At 45.6% G+C, this 19134-nt stretch carries 13 protein-coding genes and 1 tRNA gene; 10 read left to right on the forward strand and 4 right to left on the reverse strand.

Annotation, left to right across the window (positions count from 1 at the left end; genetic code table 11):
• Positions 1-6: 6 nt before the first annotated feature.
• From dprA to H6629_09495, 3 genes are all read right to left on the reverse strand, one after another.
• Positions 7-1104 carry a DNA-protecting protein DprA gene (gene dprA / locus H6629_09485; GenBank protein MCB9068025.1) on the reverse strand — a complete coding sequence of 366 codons (1098 nt, stop codon included), beginning with the start codon at positions 1102-1104 and terminating at the stop codon, positions 7-9.
• A gap of 90 nt (positions 1105-1194) precedes the next feature.
• On the reverse strand, positions 1195-2196 hold the full coding sequence (gene obgE / locus H6629_09490; GenBank protein MCB9068026.1) for a GTPase ObgE: 1002 nt from the start codon (positions 2194-2196) through the stop codon (positions 1195-1197).
• Positions 2197-2295: 99 nt separating this feature from the next.
• Positions 2296-2607, reverse strand: a complete 312-nt coding sequence (locus tag H6629_09495) for a cold shock domain-containing protein (protein ID MCB9068027.1) — start codon at positions 2605-2607, stop codon at positions 2296-2298.
• Positions 2608-2842: 235 nt separating this feature from the next.
• Here H6629_09495 and H6629_09500 point away from each other — a divergent pair, with 235 nt between their 5' ends.
• Both H6629_09500 and H6629_09505 read left to right on the forward strand, forming a co-directional pair.
• On the forward strand, positions 2843-4789 hold the full coding sequence (locus H6629_09500; GenBank protein MCB9068028.1) for a SpoIIE family protein phosphatase: 1947 nt from the start codon (positions 2843-2845) through the stop codon (positions 4787-4789).
• A 56-nt stretch (positions 4790-4845) separates the two neighbouring features.
• On the forward strand, positions 4846-8028 hold the full coding sequence (locus H6629_09505; protein MCB9068029.1) for a VCBS repeat-containing protein: 3183 nt from the start codon (positions 4846-4848) through the stop codon (positions 8026-8028).
• 111 nt (positions 8029-8139) lie between these two features.
• Here H6629_09505 and H6629_09510 read toward each other — a convergent pair whose 3' ends face one another.
• Positions 8140-8916: a hypothetical protein gene (locus H6629_09510; protein MCB9068030.1), complete on the reverse strand. Its 777-nt coding sequence runs from the start codon at positions 8914-8916 to the stop codon at positions 8140-8142.
• A gap of 146 nt (positions 8917-9062) precedes the next feature.
• On the opposite strand from H6629_09510, the gene nadC reads away from it, so the two are divergent.
• The 8 genes from nadC (at position 9063) to H6629_09550 (ending at position 18656) form a co-directional block, all read left to right on the forward strand.
• The gene (nadC, locus tag H6629_09515) at positions 9063-9908 is read left to right on the forward strand and encodes a carboxylating nicotinate-nucleotide diphosphorylase (GenBank protein MCB9068031.1); all 846 of its coding nucleotides are present in this window, start codon (positions 9063-9065) and stop codon (positions 9906-9908) included.
• 62 nt (positions 9909-9970) lie between these two features.
• Positions 9971-10240 carry a hypothetical protein gene (locus H6629_09520; protein MCB9068032.1) on the forward strand — a complete coding sequence of 90 codons (270 nt, stop codon included), beginning with the start codon at positions 9971-9973 and terminating at the stop codon, positions 10238-10240.
• Positions 10241-10251: 11 nt separating this feature from the next.
• Positions 10252-10328, forward strand: a tRNA-Val gene (locus H6629_09525).
• Positions 10329-11833: 1505 nt separating this feature from the next.
• Entirely contained in the window at positions 11834-12811 is a 978-nt protein-coding gene (locus H6629_09530; protein MCB9068033.1) for a DUF2911 domain-containing protein, read from the forward strand.
• 124 nt (positions 12812-12935) lie between these two features.
• Positions 12936-13706, forward strand: a complete 771-nt coding sequence (locus tag H6629_09535) for a hypothetical protein (GenBank protein MCB9068034.1) — start codon at positions 12936-12938, stop codon at positions 13704-13706.
• 795 nt (positions 13707-14501) lie between these two features.
• Entirely contained in the window at positions 14502-15494 is a 993-nt protein-coding gene (locus tag H6629_09540) for an IS4 family transposase (GenBank protein ID MCB9068035.1), read from the forward strand.
• Positions 15495-16668: 1174 nt separating this feature from the next.
• A complete protein-coding gene (locus H6629_09545) occupies positions 16669-18009 on the forward strand; it encodes a serine hydrolase (GenBank protein MCB9068036.1) in 1341 nt (446 codons plus the stop codon).
• 137 nt (positions 18010-18146) lie between these two features.
• A complete protein-coding gene (locus H6629_09550; protein MCB9068037.1) occupies positions 18147-18656 on the forward strand; it encodes a thioredoxin family protein in 510 nt (169 codons plus the stop codon).
• Positions 18657-19134 lie beyond the last annotated feature (478 nt).

The following is a 19134-nucleotide window of genomic DNA, read 5'->3' on the forward strand; positions in this document are numbered from 1 at the left end:
GAAAAATCACAACCGGATAAACATTTTCCCGGAAAGCTGTTTCACCAGTCCGGTTAATTCCAGCCGGAGCAATTGCCCGAGCAGCACCGCCGGCGATTGATCCAGCTCCAGCACCAGTTGATCGATGTGGCACGGCTCGTTGGACAGCCGGATGAGCAGCGATTTATCCGCATCGCTCAGATCGGGTGGCAGCGGCTTTTCCTGCATTTCTCGCGCAACCAGTTTTGGGGCAATTTCTTCGAGAATGTCGTCCAGATCCAGCACGAGTTTTGCGCCCTGCTGAATGAGCCGGTTCGGCCCGATGCTGCGCTGGCTGATGATCGATCCGGGCACCGCGAACACTTCGCGATTTTGTTCCAGCGCGAAATTCGCGGTGATGAGCGCGCCGCTTTTTGCACCCGCTTCCACCACCAAAATGCCCAGGCACATACCGCTGATAATCCGGTTCCGGCGCGGAAAATTGACTGCATCCGGTTTTGCGCCGATGAAATATTCGGATAAAATGGCGCCGTTTTGCTGAATTTGTTCGTGCAGCCGCCGGTTTTCCGGGGGATAAATGACATCCACGCCGCAGCCGAGAACGGCAAATGTTCTGCCGCCGCGTTGGATGGCGGTTGTGTGGGCAATGGTATCGATGCCGCGTGCCAATCCGCTCACCACGTCGATGCCTTTTTCAGCGAGTCCGGCGGTCAGTTTTTCGGTGACGGTTCGCCCGTATTGGGTGGGCATCCGCGTGCCGACAATGCCAATCATCGGCGACCAGATTTCCGGCAATTCGCCGAGATAAAACAGCACTACCGGCGGCGCAGCGGTTTTTTTCAGCAATGCCGGGAATTGTTCATCCCAGATGGTAACGCAGCGGGCGTGCTCTTTTTCCAACTGGGTCAACTGCTGATCAACCAGCCGTTCGTCACCGCCGGATTTGAGCAGTTGCGCCGTTTTCGTATCGATGCCGTCGATGCGGGTGAGTTGCTTCAGCGGCGTGCGAAATACGTCGTCTGCCGAATTGAAAATAGAAAATATCTGCCGCACTTTTCCGCCACCGATGCCGGGAATGGAAAGCAGCAACAGAATATCGCGAATATTGGGTTTCTGTTTGGGCATGAGATTTTGCGGAACGCAGTTTCGCGCTCCGTGTCAACAATAAAAATTTATATGGTAGGTTCGCAACATTGCGAACCGGATTTTCACACTTTATTCGGGAATTTCAACACTTTCCAACTGCTGCCAAATGTGGTGTTTCAGCGCTTCCAGCCCGTCGCGGGAAACGGCGGAAATCGCCAAAACCGGATACGGCAATTTGTTTTCCAATTCTTTCAGCCAGTCGGTTTCCTGCCAGATATCCTGTTTGGTGAGCACCACGCTGGCGGGTTTTTCCACCAGTTGCGGCGAATGCTTTTTCAATTCGCTGCGCAAGGTGTTGAATGTCTCCATCGGATCTTCCACTTCTGGATCTTCGGGATCGATCAGATAGAGGATGATCCGGTTGCGCTCGATGTGCCGTAAAAACTGCAGTCCCAACCCTTTTCCCTCGTGCGCGCCTTCAATGAGCCCGGGAATATCTGCCATCACAAAGCTTTGATAATCCATATACTTAACGATGCCCAGATTTGGCTCCAGCGTGGTAAACGGGTATCCGGCAATTTTCGGCCGAGCGGCAGAAACATTGGCCAGCAAAGTGGATTTTCCGGCGTTGGGCTTGCCAACCAAACCCACATCGGCAATGAGTTTCAATTCCAGAATAATGTCCAGCTCTTCGCCGGATTCGCCAACTTCCCATTCGCGCGGTGCGCGATGTGTCGATGTGACAAACCGGGCGTTGCCGCGACCGCCGTTGCCGCCTTTCGCGATGACAATTTTGCTGCCGGGTTCGGTTAAATCCGCCAGAACTTCGTTGGTTTCGGCATCGCGAACCACCGTTCCGCAGGGCACCTGCAAGGTGATATCCTCACCTTTGCGGCCGTGTTTGTTGGAACCCATGCCGTGTTGCCCGCGCGGTGCGTTGTATCGGGAATGGTATTTATAATCGACCAGCGTGTGCAATTGCGGGTTCACTTCCAGAAAAATGCTGCCGCCGCGACCACCGTCGCCGCCATCGGGACCACCCTTTGGCACAAATTTTTCCCGGCGGAAACTGGTGCATCCGCTGCCACCCTGACCGGCCTGTACGTGTATTTGAACGAAATCTAAAAACATCGTTAAAGTTATTAATAAATTATTGAAAAAGCTATAAAAAACGCCGGATGATAATCACCCGGCGAAAATGGTAGGCAAGTTGATTGGGCAGGTGAGACCTCAGGTTACAACAATTACATCATTCGCCTGATTGCCGTTATTGCCTTCTGCCAGCGTAAATTCGACATCCTGTCCTTCTTGCAGTGTCCGGAATCCTTCTCCGCGTATCATTGTATAATGCACAAAAATGTCGCCGTTAACACTGTCGTGTTGGATAAAACCAAATCCTTTTGTCGTATTGAACCACTTAACTTTGCCGGTAAGTCTTTCCTGCACAGCGTGTTCCTCCTTATGGATAATAATACAATTGGTGAAACAATATGCTCCGGAAAGTAACAGCCGCTCCGGATTTTTCAATAGCGATAATTTCATTTGGTATTGTACAATAGCGAATCTGGTCTAATAACGTTCAATGAGCGTTATTAGAACGAAGATAATTAAGAATCATAATTTTGTCAAGACTTGAACCGGTTTTTTGCCGGAAATGTTTTCTTTCAGGTTTCGGTAGTGCATAGTTTTAGACCGTTTTACTGCTTTTGCCAGGGCATTAGTTTTTGGATAATGCACGGTTTGATTGTAAATTCATAAAAAATGATGAGGATGATGGTTGAAAACCACCCTGCGAACCAAATTTATCGTGTTTTCTACTGTGCTGATCGCCGGGATAATGATCAGTTTTACCTATTTTTTTACCTACCGCGAATTGGCTGAAAAACGGGCATCGGTTCAGTCCCAAATTCAGCGAATTGCCCAAAACATTGCCACAACCCAACTGCTCGACCGTCAAAACTGGAGCGTTTACCAAAACTACATTTCGCAATTGATGGCGGTGAATGCAGACATCGTTTACATTGCCATTTATGACGACCGGAACACATTGCGTGCCCACGCGCTGAACGACGAATTGCTGGCGCTGGAAATGCCGGTGCAGAGCCGCCGTATCGAAGCGGAAATTATCCGCCGGTTGGAAAGCGGCGGTATCGCTGCAGAAAGCCGCGAAGATATGCGCACCGAACGGGTGAATATCATGATCGGCGACCGCGTTTTGGGCAGCGTGCACATTGGTTTTTCAGTGATCGATATCAATCGCGATTTGCGCAACGGCATTTTGATGAACGCCATTTTGGGCGGCATTTTCATTTTGGCTGCGGCTGCGGTGGCCTGGCTGATCAGCCAGCGGCTCACCCGTCCGCTGGAACGCCTCAACCGTGCGATGTTGGCCATCAACGATGGGCGGATTCCCGCCAAAGTGACGCCGCAAACCCACGATGAAATTGCAGAGCTGGCGCATTCTTTCAACCAAATGGTGGATGGGCTGAGCGAGCGCGAAATCATCGAAAATTTGGGAAATGAGCTCGGCGCATCGTTTCAATTTGACCGGCTGGCGGTGCTCATTCGCGATCGGTTGAGCAGTGCAATTGGTGCGGCGAACGCGCGATTGTATATCAAAGATCGCCACAACGCTGCATTTTTCCGGGAAATGACCGCACGCTCCGGCGATACGGAATCCTTTCCGCCGCTCTCTCCGGATGCAGAAACGCTCCATTTTCTCACCCAAAACCGGGAAGGATTTATGATCAAATCCGCTCCGGGATTCGTTTTGAAATCGCTGCGTCACGAACATCGCCGGGAAGATGGACTGGTGATGCCGATGACCGTAAAAGATGAGCTGTTCGGGATGCTTTTTTTTGAACTGCCGCCCGATCAGCCGTTTTACAGCAAACGGCAAATCCATTTTGCGGCAACGCTGGCCAGCCAGGCGGCGCTCGCGCTGGAAAACGCTTTGCTTTACGAAGATTTGCGCGAACAGGAACGCATGAAACGCGAGCTGGAAATTGCCCGCGAAGTTCAGCGCAAGCTGCTGCCCGCCAAAATGCCGCAACTCAACGGATTTTCGATCGACGGCGTGTGCGTATCCGCAACGGAAGTTGGCGGCGATTATTTCGACTTTTTTTATCTCCCGGACGGAAAAATCGGCATTGCTATTGCCGATGTGAGCGGACACGGTGCATCCGCATCGTTTTACATGGCGGAAATAAAAGGGATGATGCTGCAACTCACCAAAACGCATCACTCGCCGCGCAAATTGCTGGTGGAGCTAAACGAACAGTTGTTTCACAACACCGATCGCCACATTTTTGTGACGATGACCTACGGCATTCTCGATCCGAAAACGCGCCAGTTCACCTTTGCCCGCGCCGGTCACAGCCCCACATTGCAGGTTCGCGACGATGGCGACAGCTACTTTTTCACGCCCGGCGGCATTGGTTTGGGACTGGATCGCGGCAGTATTTTCAATAAATATCTGGAAGAATGCGAGATTGCATTGAAACACGGCGATCTGATTGTGCTGTATACCGACGGCATCACCGAAGCGATGAATACCGAAAACGAGATGTTTGGCGATGACCGGCTGCAACGCATTTTTGACGATAACCATCGGGCATCGCTGGCGGAAACCCGCGATTTGATTTTGCAATCCGTGCAGCAATATTCAACCGGCGAAAATCAGCAGGATGATATGACGTTGGTGCTCGTTTACTGCAATGCGTAATTTGTTTCACCATGAAACTTCGGGCTGATTATCAAAAAACGGCCAATCTGCGAAATATGATAAATTCAATTAAAATAATTGCTTACCTTGTTTTGATTTCTGCGATTGCCCTGGCAAACCCATCACCGCAGGATTCGCTGGCTGCCCGCGAATGGGCGCAGCAAATGTTCGGAAATGCGGCAATTTCGGCGGAGCTGCCGGAGTTCAACGACAGCTACGGCGTGGTTTTTCGCGACCTGAACAACGATCAATTGGCAGATATTTACGCCGTCCGGTTTCGCGATCTCAACCGGTTGTTCATCAATAACGGCAACGGAAAATTTAGCGATTTTACGATAGCCTCCGGTTTGGGCGGCGATCTGATGTCCGTTGGCAAACAAAATCTGGAGCTCGGCGCATCTGCAGTCGATTTCGACAACAACGGCTGGCAGGATGTGCTCATCATCGGCTGGAACAGCACCACCACACTTTTCCCGCAACGCGATCAGCTCAATTTCTCGGACCATATTTTGGCGAATCAATTCCCGCCGATTGACGGGAACGCCGGCGTTTGGGCGGATATCGACCGCGATGGCGATCTCGATTTGTTCATCACTGACGAGCACCACCCGAACCACCTGCTGATCAATGATGGCTACGGCAATTTCACGGAAAAAGCCGCTGATTTTGGGCTGGATCTCGCCGCTGTCAGTCAGGGTGCGGCGTTCGCGGATGTGGATGGCGACGATTTTCCCGATCTGTATGTCTGCAACTGGTTTGCGCCGGACGCGCTGTATCGCAACGTGAACGGCACACGATTCGAGCGGGTGTCGCTGCCCATTTTGCACTTGCTGGAATCACTGAACAGCAACGGCGTTTGCTTTGGCGATATCGATAACGATGGCGATGCGGATATGCTGGTGACCGATCGTCAGGGCAGCACCGCGCTGTACGAGAACGCCACAGTCGCGCCGGGAAGCGCTTTTTTGTTCAAAGAAAACAATACGTTACGCAATCCGTTTCCGGGATACGGCATCGTCATTGCGGATTTAAATAACGATGGCTGGCAGGACATTTTTCTCACGAACATCGGTCCGAACCGGCTGTTTGTGAATGATCAAGGCAAATTTTGGCTGGCATTTGAGGAGAGCGCGCCGGCAGGGCAGCGCTATTACAGCACCGGCGCCGCCGTCGCAGATGTCGATGCGGATGGCGATCTCGATTTGTTCGTTGCGAACAAAGATACCAGCAGCATGCTGTTTGTTAACCCGGTTGGCGGGAAAAATGCGCTGCGCATTTCGCTGGAAGGTGTGCGCAGCAACCGCGACGCTATCGGCGCGAAAATCCGGTTGTTTGATGCAGCAGATACGACCGAGCGCACATTGGCGTACCGGGAAATTGGCGGCGGCGGCGGGTATCTGTCGATTGGCGAATCGCCGCAGCATTTCGGCGTCGATCCACAAAAAACGTACAGTGCGACCATCCGTTTTCCATCGGGACAAACCGAAAAACTGGATAATCTCACTGCCGGGCAATCGGTTCAGCTTGCCGAACAAAAAGGCATCCGCAAACAATTTACCCGAACGCTGAATGGCATTTCGCGGCTGGTGCGCCACTCATTTTTTTGGGTGAACGTGCTGCTGTTTTTGGTGTGGCTGGGCAGCATCGCCGGAATTTTGCTGCTGTTCACCCGGCGATATCGCTGGCAAAATACCCAAACCGCGCTATTTTTGGTGGGAATGATGGCCTTGGGTTACCTCCTGTTTTTGCTGTTGGACAGCACGCCGACGCACCAGGTTTTGCTGTGGCAAATTCTGGCGTTGCTGGTTGTCGGTTTGGTGCTCGGTGCATTTCAGGAGAAGATTTTCCGGCTGGAACGGCGGCGTTTTGGCTATCGAAAATTGCTGGAATCTTTTTCGCAAGAGCTTATTTTTATTAAACATAACAACGAGCTTTTTGAGAAATTGACCGCCGCTGTTCAGCAGTCGATGAACGTGCAATATTGCGCATTGCTGGAATTTGTGCCGGAGAAGAATACTGCGGAAATCCGCGCCGCCGCCGGAGATTGGTCGTCATCCGGTTTTTCCGTTGCGCTGCCGGAGCATCTGCGAAAAACGATTTCGGAAGCGCCGGTTCTCGAAGCCGGTAATTTGCCAAAAGTGTTGCCGGAAGTTGCTGCCGTTGCCGCAAAATTGGTCGTGCCGATCACCCGGCAGGAGCAGTTTTTTGCGCTGATGCTGCTCGGCGCCCGTCACGATGGGCAGCCGCTGGCCGGCGAGGATTTCGGGATGTTGCAAATTTTGGCACGTCAGGCGGCCATCGCCATCGAAAACAACCGCTATATTGAGGAAAGTCAGCAGCTTATCCAAAAACTCACCGAATCGGAAATCCGCGAACAATACATCAGCGAGCTGGAAAATAAAAATGAATCGCTGGAAAAGTTGTTCCGGGAATTGCAGGAAACGCAATCGCAACTGGTGCAAAGTGAAAAAATGGCCGGTTTGGGGCAGTTAGTCGCCGGCGTTGCGCACGAATTGAACAACCCGATCAGCTTTGTTTACGCCAATATGAAATCGTTGCAGGGCTATATCGATGCGATTCGCGAATTGCTGACCGTGCTGAAACATGCGCCGGAAAATGCCGAAAAACTGCGGGAAAACCTGCTCGATCTGGATAAAAAGCACGATTGGCAATTTTTGCGGGAAGATATCGACAACCTCATTTCGGAATCGCTGGAAGGCAGCCGCCGGGTGAAAGCGGTGGTAGAAAATTTGCGGAATTTTTCGCGGCTGGATGAATCGGACTGGAAAGCGGTGGATTTGCACGAGGGACTGGATTCTACGCTGATGCTGATCAATAATGAGTTGAAAAACCGCATCGACGTGCGCAAAAATTACGGAAAATTACCGCCGGTGCTCTGCAATCCGGGGCAAATTAATCAGGTTTTTATGAATGTGTTGGTAAACGCGGCGCAGGCAATTTCGGAAAAAGGCGAGATTCGCATCGCGACCCGCTCCGTTGGTGACGGCGTGGAAATCGAGATTTGCGACAGCGGTAGCGGCATTCCGGCGGATGTGCTCCCGCGAATTTTCGACCCGTTTTTTACCACAAAACCGGTGGGATCGGGAACGGGTTTGGGGCTGAGTGTGAGCTACGGAATCATTCGCAAACACAATGGCGAAATTAAAGTAAGCAGCGAGCAGGGCAAAGGCACCTGTTTTACTATTGTTTTGCCGATTGCGCAAAGTGTTAAAAAATAGCGGTTTAAACGATGTTTGGTGAGAAAGTTATTTGCAGTGTCGAATTTTAAAGCCCGAACTTGTTCATCGGGCTTTAAAAATTTTAGGGTGCCGAGTTTTAGTGTTCACCATTTAATTTCCCGGATCATCCGGATATTGTTCGCCGGAATCGATGGGCGGTTCCAATCCCTCCAATTCTTCTTCCAGCGATGGTGTCGGGCTTAACATTGCCCGTAAACCTGCCATAAAAACGGAGTTGGACAACGCAGGATTTTCGGCAATTCCGGTGAGCAGTTGCCGGCGTTTGTCGGGATCGGCTTCGCGAAGCGCTTTGGTCGCGAGGATTGCCACGGCAACATCCGCTTCCTGAAACGAAACCCCGTTATTTTGAATCCAGCCCGATTTTTTTCGCTGATTTCCGACAACTTCCAGCCAGTCGCTATCAATTTTGGAAATGGCGATCATATCCATTGGTTCAAAAATTTTATCGGTTACTGTCAGCATGTCCGGGCGTTGATGCACATAGCTTTTTTGGGTGATGGCTGCTGCACGTGCCCCGCGCACCAGCGAGTAGGCGAGTGTCCAGCCTTCTTTGCCGTCCGATAGCCGTATCTTGTGATATTCCAAATTTTGATCGGTTGAATCGATGGTGCTTTCTCCCAGCCAAATCACGGTTTCGCCGAGCGAAATGGATGCCAGAAATTTACCTTTTTCGCGGGACGGAATTGAGCGCAACACCGCCTGATCCCAAATGCAGATTGTCTCGACGCCCGGTTTTATGTCACCGGGAAGCTTGATTTCTGCGCTTTTTTGCACATCGCGATCGCGACTGGCGTCGCCGGAATTTTGTTTGCAGGCTGCCAATAACGAAAAACCAATAATAACTGCGGTCAACAGGTAGCGTTTCATACATCCTCTCTAATTTCAATCATCACGGCACAATATTCTCAAAAAAAGAGAAAGATGCAATATTTTCTAATGATTCTATTTCGCGGTTTATCGACTTATATTTTAATCTCGAAAATGTTGGGAGAAAATATTAAAGGAGTGTTGTTATGCGAGTGCCCTGGATTGATTGGGTAAAAGTGGATCGGATTATCGATACCGCATTGGAGGAAGATATTGGAGAAGGCGACGTAACCACTAATACTTTGTTTGATGAAAGCGAAACAGCTTCGGCGTATTTGATGAGCAAAGCCACCGGGATTGTTGCCGGACTGAATATCGCGGAACGGGTTTTTTTGCGATTGGACGCTGGTGTTGAATGGCGCAGCACCGTCGAGGAAGGTAGTCGGATCAAACCGCGACAGGTGATTGCAGAATTTTCTGGCAGCCTGCGTGCCCTGCTCACCGGCGAACGGCTGGCGCTGAATATTGCTCAACGGCTATCCGGCATCGCTACACAAACTGCCAAATTTATCGAAGCAGTTGATGGCCTGCCGGTAAAAATTTTGGATACCCGTAAAACCTTACCGGGGCTTCGCGTGTTAGAGAAATATGCGGTGGCGGTTGGCGGTGGTACCAATCACCGATTTGGATTGTTCGATGGCATTATGATAAAGGATAATCATATAAAAATTGCCGGCGGAATTCAGAAAGCGGTTGCAAAAATGCGGGCATCAAATCCGCGTAACTTGCTCATCGAAGTCGAAACCAGCAATCTGGATGAAGTGAAAGCAGCGTTGGCTGCCGACGCAGATATTATTATGCTGGATAATATGAGCAATGCCACCATGTCTGAAGCCGTAAAATTGATTGGAAATAAAGCAATCACCGAAGCCTCCGGTGGTGTAACATTGAACAGTGTGCGCAGCATTGCGGAAACCGGTGTGGATTGCATATCTGTTGGTGCGCTAACCCATTCCACTCCAGCATTGGATATTAGTATGTATTTTCGTTAATTGTGCTTGCATTTGGTTTTACTGACATGTATATTTTGCACCGTTTTGAGGATGAAAGAACTATGGCAAAGATAAAACAACTGAAAAAAGAATCGACAAAAGCTGTTGATGCAGCAAATGATAAAGCATTTATTTTTCCACTCGATTCAACCAATTTCATTATTTTGGGATTGGGTGTAGCGTTGATTATTTTGGGCTATATTTTTATGGCAATGCCGGATCATCCGGATGATTTTTTGACACTAACGCTTGCTCCGATTATGCTGGTGTTATCCTTTTTGGTTGTTATTCCTTTTGGCTTGATGTACCGGAAAAAAACAGATAGCGAATAAAATTTATCTCCGGGCGCTTAGCTCAGTTGGCTAGAGCATCGCCCTTACAAGGCGAGGGTCACTGGTTCGAGTCCAGTAGCGCCCACCATCAATAAACCCCGTAAAATGAATGTTTTACGGGGTTTTGTTTTTCAGGCTGTTTTCGTTGTTTTGGGTTCGGGTGGCAAATGAGTGCTTTCCGTTAATATTGTTGATCATTTTTCTCCTTTTTTTCTCAAGCGTCCGTTGAGCCAAAGTCTTTGTAGAACCACCGATTCCCCGACAACGAATACCTTATTAATATTTCTCATTGCTTTCAGATACAGCTTTTAGCCCATCCACAAATTCATCCAGGTCCAGCAATCGTTTATCAATTACGACCATTTTCCTATCTCCGTTTTATATGTGGTTTCTGTATTAACAGAGCCGAACCAGAACAAGCCTGGCTCCGGCACGTTGCCGATATCCTCACCATGATATCCTTACACCACAACAACTATCAAACCGAGCTCCACCGCCCCGGCGAAGACGTGTTCATCTTCCTCGACCCACCCATACCACAGTGCCACCAAATCAGCTCTCTACAGCAAAAACTGCAAGCTCCACACCCAATTCGATCATCAGCAATTAGCTGAGCAATTACACAAATGCCCCCACCACTGGCTAATGACCATCGATGACAGTCCCATCATCCAGAAACTCTACAAAAATTTCAATATCCGGAATTTTTAGATGCAATACGGAATGAATAACATCGGTGGTAAACCCGCCGCCAAAGTCAGCGAATTGCTTATCTCCAATCAATAACCGTTAACCGCTAACCACCAATAGCTGGAAATCCAACCCATCCACTCATTCACCCAAATTGTCCTCACCGGAGGCGTCGTCCTGAGCCTGCGCTGCACTGAGCCTGTCGAAGTGTCGACGGGCACCTGTTCTTAATCTTGCAAGGACACGCCCGACGATTTTTCTATTTAAACCTTGGATGGTGAGTTTCTTACTCAGGATGAGTATAACCCGGGTGTATGCCGGAAGCATGTAAGCCGGATATTCCGTCTTGACTTTTTTGCGCACTTTTTGGCGTTGTCCTGAGCACTGTCGAAGGGTCAAGCAAAAAGTGCATCACGTACCTAAGGAAAAGTATTCACCCCTCAGGAGCAGGGAAGCGCCCCAAAAACCAAAAAAAACCGCCCAGCCAAACAAGGTTGAAACGGGCTCACGTTACCCGATGAAATCATTGATGATTTCATCCCGATTCACGTTCAGGGATGAACGTGTTTTTATCGGGAAAACCGTGATAACCTTCACACCGAAGTATCCAATGTCAATCCCAATATAACCGATCCCCCAATTCTTCACCAAACTCAAACAATTTCCTGATACGACAATAATCATATAATAATATTTGCCAACCCAATCCAATTTCCATATCTTCTTATGATCCTGAAAACAGGTATTACCCAGCCACGATCAATATTGCAATCAGGTTACCTTATTTCATCATGTCGCTATTACTTATGCCCAAAGTCATAATTAGGTGTAGAGCAATGGCCAAGCCGTGGCCGTGGGCAGAATATGAAAAATACCTTGATAGAAAACTGGTAGATATACGCTGTGAGTTTAATATCAAGCCAATTATTATTGCCTAACAAAGGTATAAAAGCTAAAAGCGCTAAAAATACGCTGCAGGTTTGTGCCATACGTGAAAGGAGTTTTCCGGTGAAACATAAATTTCTACCACTAATATGCATGATAAATCTTATTTCAATTGGGATTGCAACTTCTCAAACAACAAGTTTTGAAATACCCACTACAAATACACGTGCTAAAATACAACAACGGGTTGCAGCTACTGATATAGAAGTTGTTTATAATCGACCATCAGTAAAGGGGCGAAAAATATTCGGTGACTTAGTACAATATGGACAAATATGGCGAACGGGTTCAGATGCATCGACAAAAATATCATTTTCGACACCGGTTTTTATAAATGGGACAATCATTCAAGCTGGTACTTATGAATTATTCTCTATTCCCGACAAAACAGAGTGGATTATCATATTTCAAGAGAACCGATCGCAATGGGGATCATATTCGTATGACTCTCAATTCGATATTGCCAGAATAAAAGTGTATCCAAAGTCTATAGATCATCTCGTTGAAACATTTACAATTAGTTTAGATGATATAACAAGTAATTCTGCAGTTTTAAACATTTCATGGGAAAAAACTCGAGTTCCTATTCAAATTACAATCAATATTGAAAATACAGTTGTCCCTTTGATTGAAGCAGAATTGGCTAAAGATGGCAACAAGCCTTATTTCAGGGCAGCAATGTTTTATTTTGAAAACAATCTTGATATTAACAGAGCAGCAGAATTAATGAAGAAGGCTTTAGAACAAACACCTGACCATATTGGCATGTTATATCGTTTAGCCCTGATTCTGGAACGTCAGGGGGATATAGAAGGTGCCATTGATGCAGCCCAACGCTCACTAGAACTATCATCAAAAGCGAATCGCGAATTACTGGAAGAATACACAAAACTTAACACTGCCATTTTAACGCGGCTAACAAATAGAGATAAATAAAAAAACCTGACAGACCAAATACCTTGGTAGACGCCAGGCGTCGGCGATGAATTTTACGAAATTCATCCGTTAACACTCAATTGCGGTACGCAGTTAAGTATATCTAACTCAAGATTGAAGAAGTATGAATACTGTTGAAAAGCAGATCACTACAAAAACACGGGTGATTTGTACATACTTTGTAACTGTCATATCGGTTTTAGCATTACTTAATGGCATGGAATTATATGCTCAATCAGATAAGAATGCTTCAGCTGACACGGTCAAGGCGGTTCCAATAAAAGATTTTTACCGTCCGATAGGTTTTTCAATTGGGATCTGTTACAATCGTCTGAGTGGTGTCGGTGCACAGGATCGATATATCGAAGAAACGGATTCCTATGATGCTACTCGACTTAGCGGGAAAACGGCTTTAGGATTTAGTATAGGTATGCATATATGGCGACAAAGGACGCATTTACAGCTTGAGGTCGGCTGGACAAAAGGGGAGTTTTTTGAGGAAGGCGGATTCCGATCGACTACCAATGGCGGCACGGTTGATACATATATTGATATCGGTTATTTTGTTGGCGGTTTTCGGCTGAAACAAGCATTGATAAGCAGACGGCTTCTGATAACAGGCGGATGGCTTCTCGTCGAAGAAGGCCGGTCGCGTCATGCAAAAACGAGATCGAAGGGGAAGCTTGTTGAATCAAGCAGCTTTCCAACGGACGAATTTTACTTATGGTCGATTGGGCTGGATATACAAATTGCCCAGGGTCTCTATTTCGGGTATTCATATTCCTGGACGTACAATCAGAATGATTTTGATCCGATTTATGGTCGCATTGGAGATCCGCCAATCATGATCGATGGGTTTACGATAAACGCTTTTCAGTTGACTTTTGCCTACTGAGTTTGTTTTATCAAATTGCTGAGATGTCGAATTAAAGGTGATAACCACATCATTCTAAACTGGCGGTTGTACCGGACGCAACCGCAGGACTGTGCTTTTGTTCTAAAGTTTAGTTTGTGCAAAATAGTTGTAAACATCAGAAAATTGTGGTGCAAGTATTGCGCCGGTCCCGAAGGAATGCCTTCGGCATAAACTGTGTTGTTAACCAAGCTCAAACTCGGATTATAAATATGAAATTTGTATTGTGTTTTATTATCTGCGTGTATTCAACCTTTGCCAGATCTGAAAAACTCTACTTTTTCAGTGGTTTCAAATCTTCTCAGAACAATCAGTTTCAATTAACTCTGGAAGGCTATGCATTTGAAGGGCTGTTGGCGATCAGCGCTTAATTATTAAAGAAGCAAATATAATACTAACTGACACCTTGACAAATACACCTGTGATACCTGACATCTCAAATAAGGGGATTTGGCAATACCGCACTTCGATAAAATAATTTTTTATAATAAATATTTTATTCCAATTCAGTAATGTCCGGTTAGGAATTTGCATATGAGTTAAAATTTGTCGTGATTTATCTACCCTAAATTATTCGTATATATTTAACCACTGGTATTTCACGACATGCCCAAACATTTTTATCCGAATTCACGGCGATTTGATACGCCATCGTTTGCTGAATTGTTAAAGCCGTTGCAAGCAATTTTAATGACGGTATCACCCTTTAAATCTCGCGGAATAAACCATTGGAAGTTACTTTTGAGCATATGTTGAAATCTCTCATCTTTTTTTCATCTGGAAGAACATACTTCCGGGCGGCATCTGCTTCAAATTTTGCAAGAAGACGCGTTTGCCCGAAGTGAGATTGCGCCGCCTGATGGAATGAAGAATAGCACTTTCTTCGAAATTCTTAATAACCGGGGATTGGAACAGTTCCTATCGGTTTATCAGGCGCTGCAGCAACAAGCCAGTCACATGATTCCCAAAGATTTTAAAGAACTGGGCGATCTGGTGGCCATTGACGGCTCTTTAATTGATGCGGTTTTATCTATGACCTGGGCTGACTATCGGGATGGTGCCAAAAAAGCCAAGGTGCATTTGGGGTTTGATGTCAATCGCGCTATCCCCAGCAAGATCTTTTTGACCAATGGCAAAGCCGATGAACGCCCCTTTGTGGACTCAATTCTTCAACCAGGACAAACAGCGGTTATGGATCGCTATTACCAGCATCATCAGAATTTTGATCGCTGGCAAACCGAGGGCAAACAGTTTGTCTGTCGCATTAAAGCCAATACGCGTAAAGTCATTATTAACAATAACCAACCCCAATCTGACAGCATTGTTTTCTTTGATGCAATGGTATTGCTGGGATCTGAATATCTAAACCAAACAGAACGACCGATTCGACTCATTGGCTACCGGGTCAAAGGCAAAATATATTGGATCGCCACCAATCGCTATGATCTGTCGGCAGAGCAAGTTGCTGAAATTTACCGCCTGAGATGGCGCATAGAAGATTTCTTTAAATGGTGGAAACAACATCTCAAAGTTTATCATCTCATCTCCAGAAGCTATCACGGTCTGATGATTCAGATCCTTGCCGGGTTGATTACCTATCTACTCCTTGCAATTTATTGTCATAACCAATATAATGAAAAAGTCTCTATCAAACGTGTTCGCCAGCTACGTATTCAAATTCAAAATGAAATCAGAAATGCTAACTTCCTTGGTGGAAGAAGCCCGACATCTGAGTCTATACATGAATCAAAACCATATGCAAAAACTTAACCGGACATCACTGATTCCAATTGGAAGTTATTTAAAAATGATTCTCTAATCACATTTCATTTCGGATGGGGTGACCTTCCATATTGGGGTGTCTTCTCAACAGATGGAAACACCTACTATACAATTGCTTACAAGAAGGGTGAAGGTGCCATAATTTTAGTAATAGGATTAGATGGAAATGAAATCAATAGACATCCTGTTCTGAATATAATCCTACATCGCAAGGTGTTTACAAAAATATGTTAATCACATTATCGATGAAAAGTCAGACAAATAAAGGTAATAATAGAATTATCGGCATAGATAATAATGGAACAAAGGTATTAGATTATGAAATTAATTCATACTTTCAGAATTACAATTCAAAGGTAATAATAGAATTATCGGCATAGATAATAATGGAACAAAGGTATTAGATTATGAAATTAATTCATACTTTCAGAATTACAATTCATTTGCAATTGATAGAAATGAAGGCTTTCTCATGTTTCATATACACTCCGATGATAGTATAACTACAATCGATATTTTATCAGGTCAGCCCAAAGCAAAGCTATCCTTGAGAGAAGCAGAAAAATATTTATTTGGCAACGATCTTGAAACAACTAAATTTATTCTGAGTGTTTTTGAGAGAAAGAATCATGCCATAATGTCTACCGAACATCTAAATAAGCTAATTAATTTATATAACTCATTTGTAATATATCCAAAGAAGTCAAATAGTGTCATTAACAGCATTATCAACAATAGTTTATATATTATTAATTTATCTGAATTTAGAAAGAAATACCCAGATTTTCGATATCATTAAAACTATTATTGTCTTATTATGCTAACTTCCGGTTATGCGGACGCAAATACAGGGCTGTGCTTTCGTTCTAAATTAAATGGGATGTAAAACGTCAGCAAATTGTGTTGTAGTGTTGCGCCGGTCCCAAAGGGATGCCTTCGGCATAAACTGTGTTGTTATAACACTAATAATATTTCAATAAAGTAATCCTCAGTATTTTTAGGGTTTTACGATGAATACACCAAAAGTATTTCTTGCGACGGTTTTGATGGCAATCTCCCTAAATAGTTGCTTAAACAATAAAACCACTACAAACATCGAAGGATTGTGGATATCAACTGAAGAAACGTCGCCCTATTTGAGCCGTGGGCACAAAAGGTTGCATTGGAAGTCAGAAGAGATAGTATAAATACATTGACAGCTCGCGGTTTTTTTTTGAAGAACGATGAGTTTAAAGCAGAATGGAAGTTTATTAATATACAACATGATACTACTACAAATAGGATCACATTCCTTGATTCTGATTTGGATACTCTAATATGCAATCTGGATGCTGGAACTGAAATTCTTAATGGCTCAGTCCATTCGCAGGACGATAAAAACCCATTAAATTTTGTTCGTGCCAGTAGAAATCTCGAAATCAGACTATTGTACCCACGAGTTCCTGATAAGAAAGGGAAGATATCCTATTCCTGCACGAAGCCTGAACAAACAGATGATGGCTTGGAAACGGAATCTATATACAGTTATTCCAGTGATTCTTCTTCAGTTTCAAATCTGATGAAGGACATCATCGATCAGAGGTATGGCAAAGTAAAATCACTTTTAATACTCAAAGACAACAAATTAATAGCCGAAGAATATTTTTATGGCTATAGCCGGAATGACCTGCAACAAATACGTTCCTGCACAAAAAGCGTCACCTCTTTACTTTTTGGAATCGCACTGGATCATCATAATAGCATAAATATCGATCAACCTGTATTTAGTTTTTTCCCAGAGTATGATGCCCTAAAATCCAAAGGAAGAGAGGAAATCAAGTTAAAACATATTTTAACCATGACAGCGGGTTTGGAATGGGATGATTATCCGCCCGAAATGTTTAAAACTGATGATTGTTTTAAATATATTTTTAGCCGGCCAATGGCAGGTAAGCCTGGTGAAAAGTTCAATTATAATAGTGGTTGTTCTGTCATTCTTGGAGGTATCATTCAATTCCTTGAAGCAAAAAAGACTCTTGAATTTGCTGAGGAGTATCTTTTCACACCAATGGGCATTACAAATTACATTTGGGAAAGCCATAACAATGATGTATTACGGTGTGGCGAGGGGCTATCCTTACGTCCAATAGATATGGCAAAAATTGGATTGTTGGTTCTCAATGATGGAAAATGGCAAAACAAACAGATTGTTTCTAAAAAGTGGATACGCGAATCTACCAAACCACATACGCGCGAAAGTGTATTCTTTGACTACGGATATCAATGGTGGCATCATTCTAAGAGTAATTTACAATGGTGGAAAGAACCAAATGCCGTATCGCCCAAAGAGCACGATCTAATCACCGCACTTGGTCACGGCGGTCAGTATATTATGATTGTCCGGGATTTAAATCTGGTAATAGTTGCTACTGCATCAGATTTTGAAAGTGGTGAAATGGCACGGAGGAAAATTCCGATGGTCATTGAGAAAATCATTCCAATTTTTGAAGATTCCCGATTGTAGTGCAAAAAAATATGGTATAGCAAATCAATGCAGCGAACCCTTGGGCTTCGCTTACGCTCACCCAGGGTCCGCTGATCTCAACGTTAGCAGCGGTCAAACAGACTATAAATATTACGAAGATTCAAAACAGGCAGTCAATGAAAAACCCAGAAGCCCCATCAACGAACACATCTGACACGACATCCAAAGCAGCGAAAGGCAAATCTCATCCATTTTGGCAGTGGTTCTGGCTGACTTTCCTTGTGGTTTCCCTTGGCTATGCATGGTATTCATTCTACGTTCCTTCGAATGATGTGGTCTGGGCTGATGACATCGTCTCGGCTCGACAGCTAGCCACTGAGTCTGGCAAAAACATGATGCTATTTTTCACTGCGGAGTGGTGCGTACCGTGCCGGATAATGAAGCGAGAGGTTTTTGCAGATCAGGAAGCAATGACTGCAATAAATGCGAAAGTTGTCCCGGTAATGATCTCTGAGGATAGCCCTGGCGCGGATGAGGTATTCAGTCTGTATAATGTCGGCGGCACACCGGTAACCATATTTACTGATTCACAGGGGAACGTACTTGATTATGCGGTTGGTAGGATAGGAAAAACAGAGTTCCTCGAAATGCTTGAGAATTTGGACGGCGTTGCTAGCGTGAGATAAAAATTGTCTTGGATGGGCTACGGGTGATCGAAGAACCTTCGAACAAGCCGGTACAGTGAATGTCGGCGAGCACCGCCAACGGCTGAAACGCGATGTTGACTGAAATAAAACCTGAGAACCATAGTTTTTATTCAAACAGCCGTCTATCTCCATAAAAATCGGGCGATTCACCCCCAAATCACCCAAAAGAGCTTTTCTCCCGCAGGGATGCTTCCCGACGAGAATTCTGTCTGGCGAGTTTGATGCCCCGGAAGGGCATCATCCGGGCGAGCGCCGGAATCGTGTCAGTCAAATATTTTCGATTGTACCTTATCGTTCATTTTACCGTTCCGATCTTAATTGGCAATCAAGAAAAATTGCACAAAATGCAAAAGGAAATGTAATCTTTCCTGAGCATAAAAAAGCAAAAAACCAGCCCCTACTCATCACCGGTTACGTCGCCACATCGCTGGCGTGGCACCGGCACGCGAAACTGAAC

Source organism: Calditrichia bacterium (genome assembly GCA_020634975.1).
Lineage (GTDB): Bacteria > Calditrichota > Calditrichia > RBG-13-44-9 > J075 > JACKAQ01.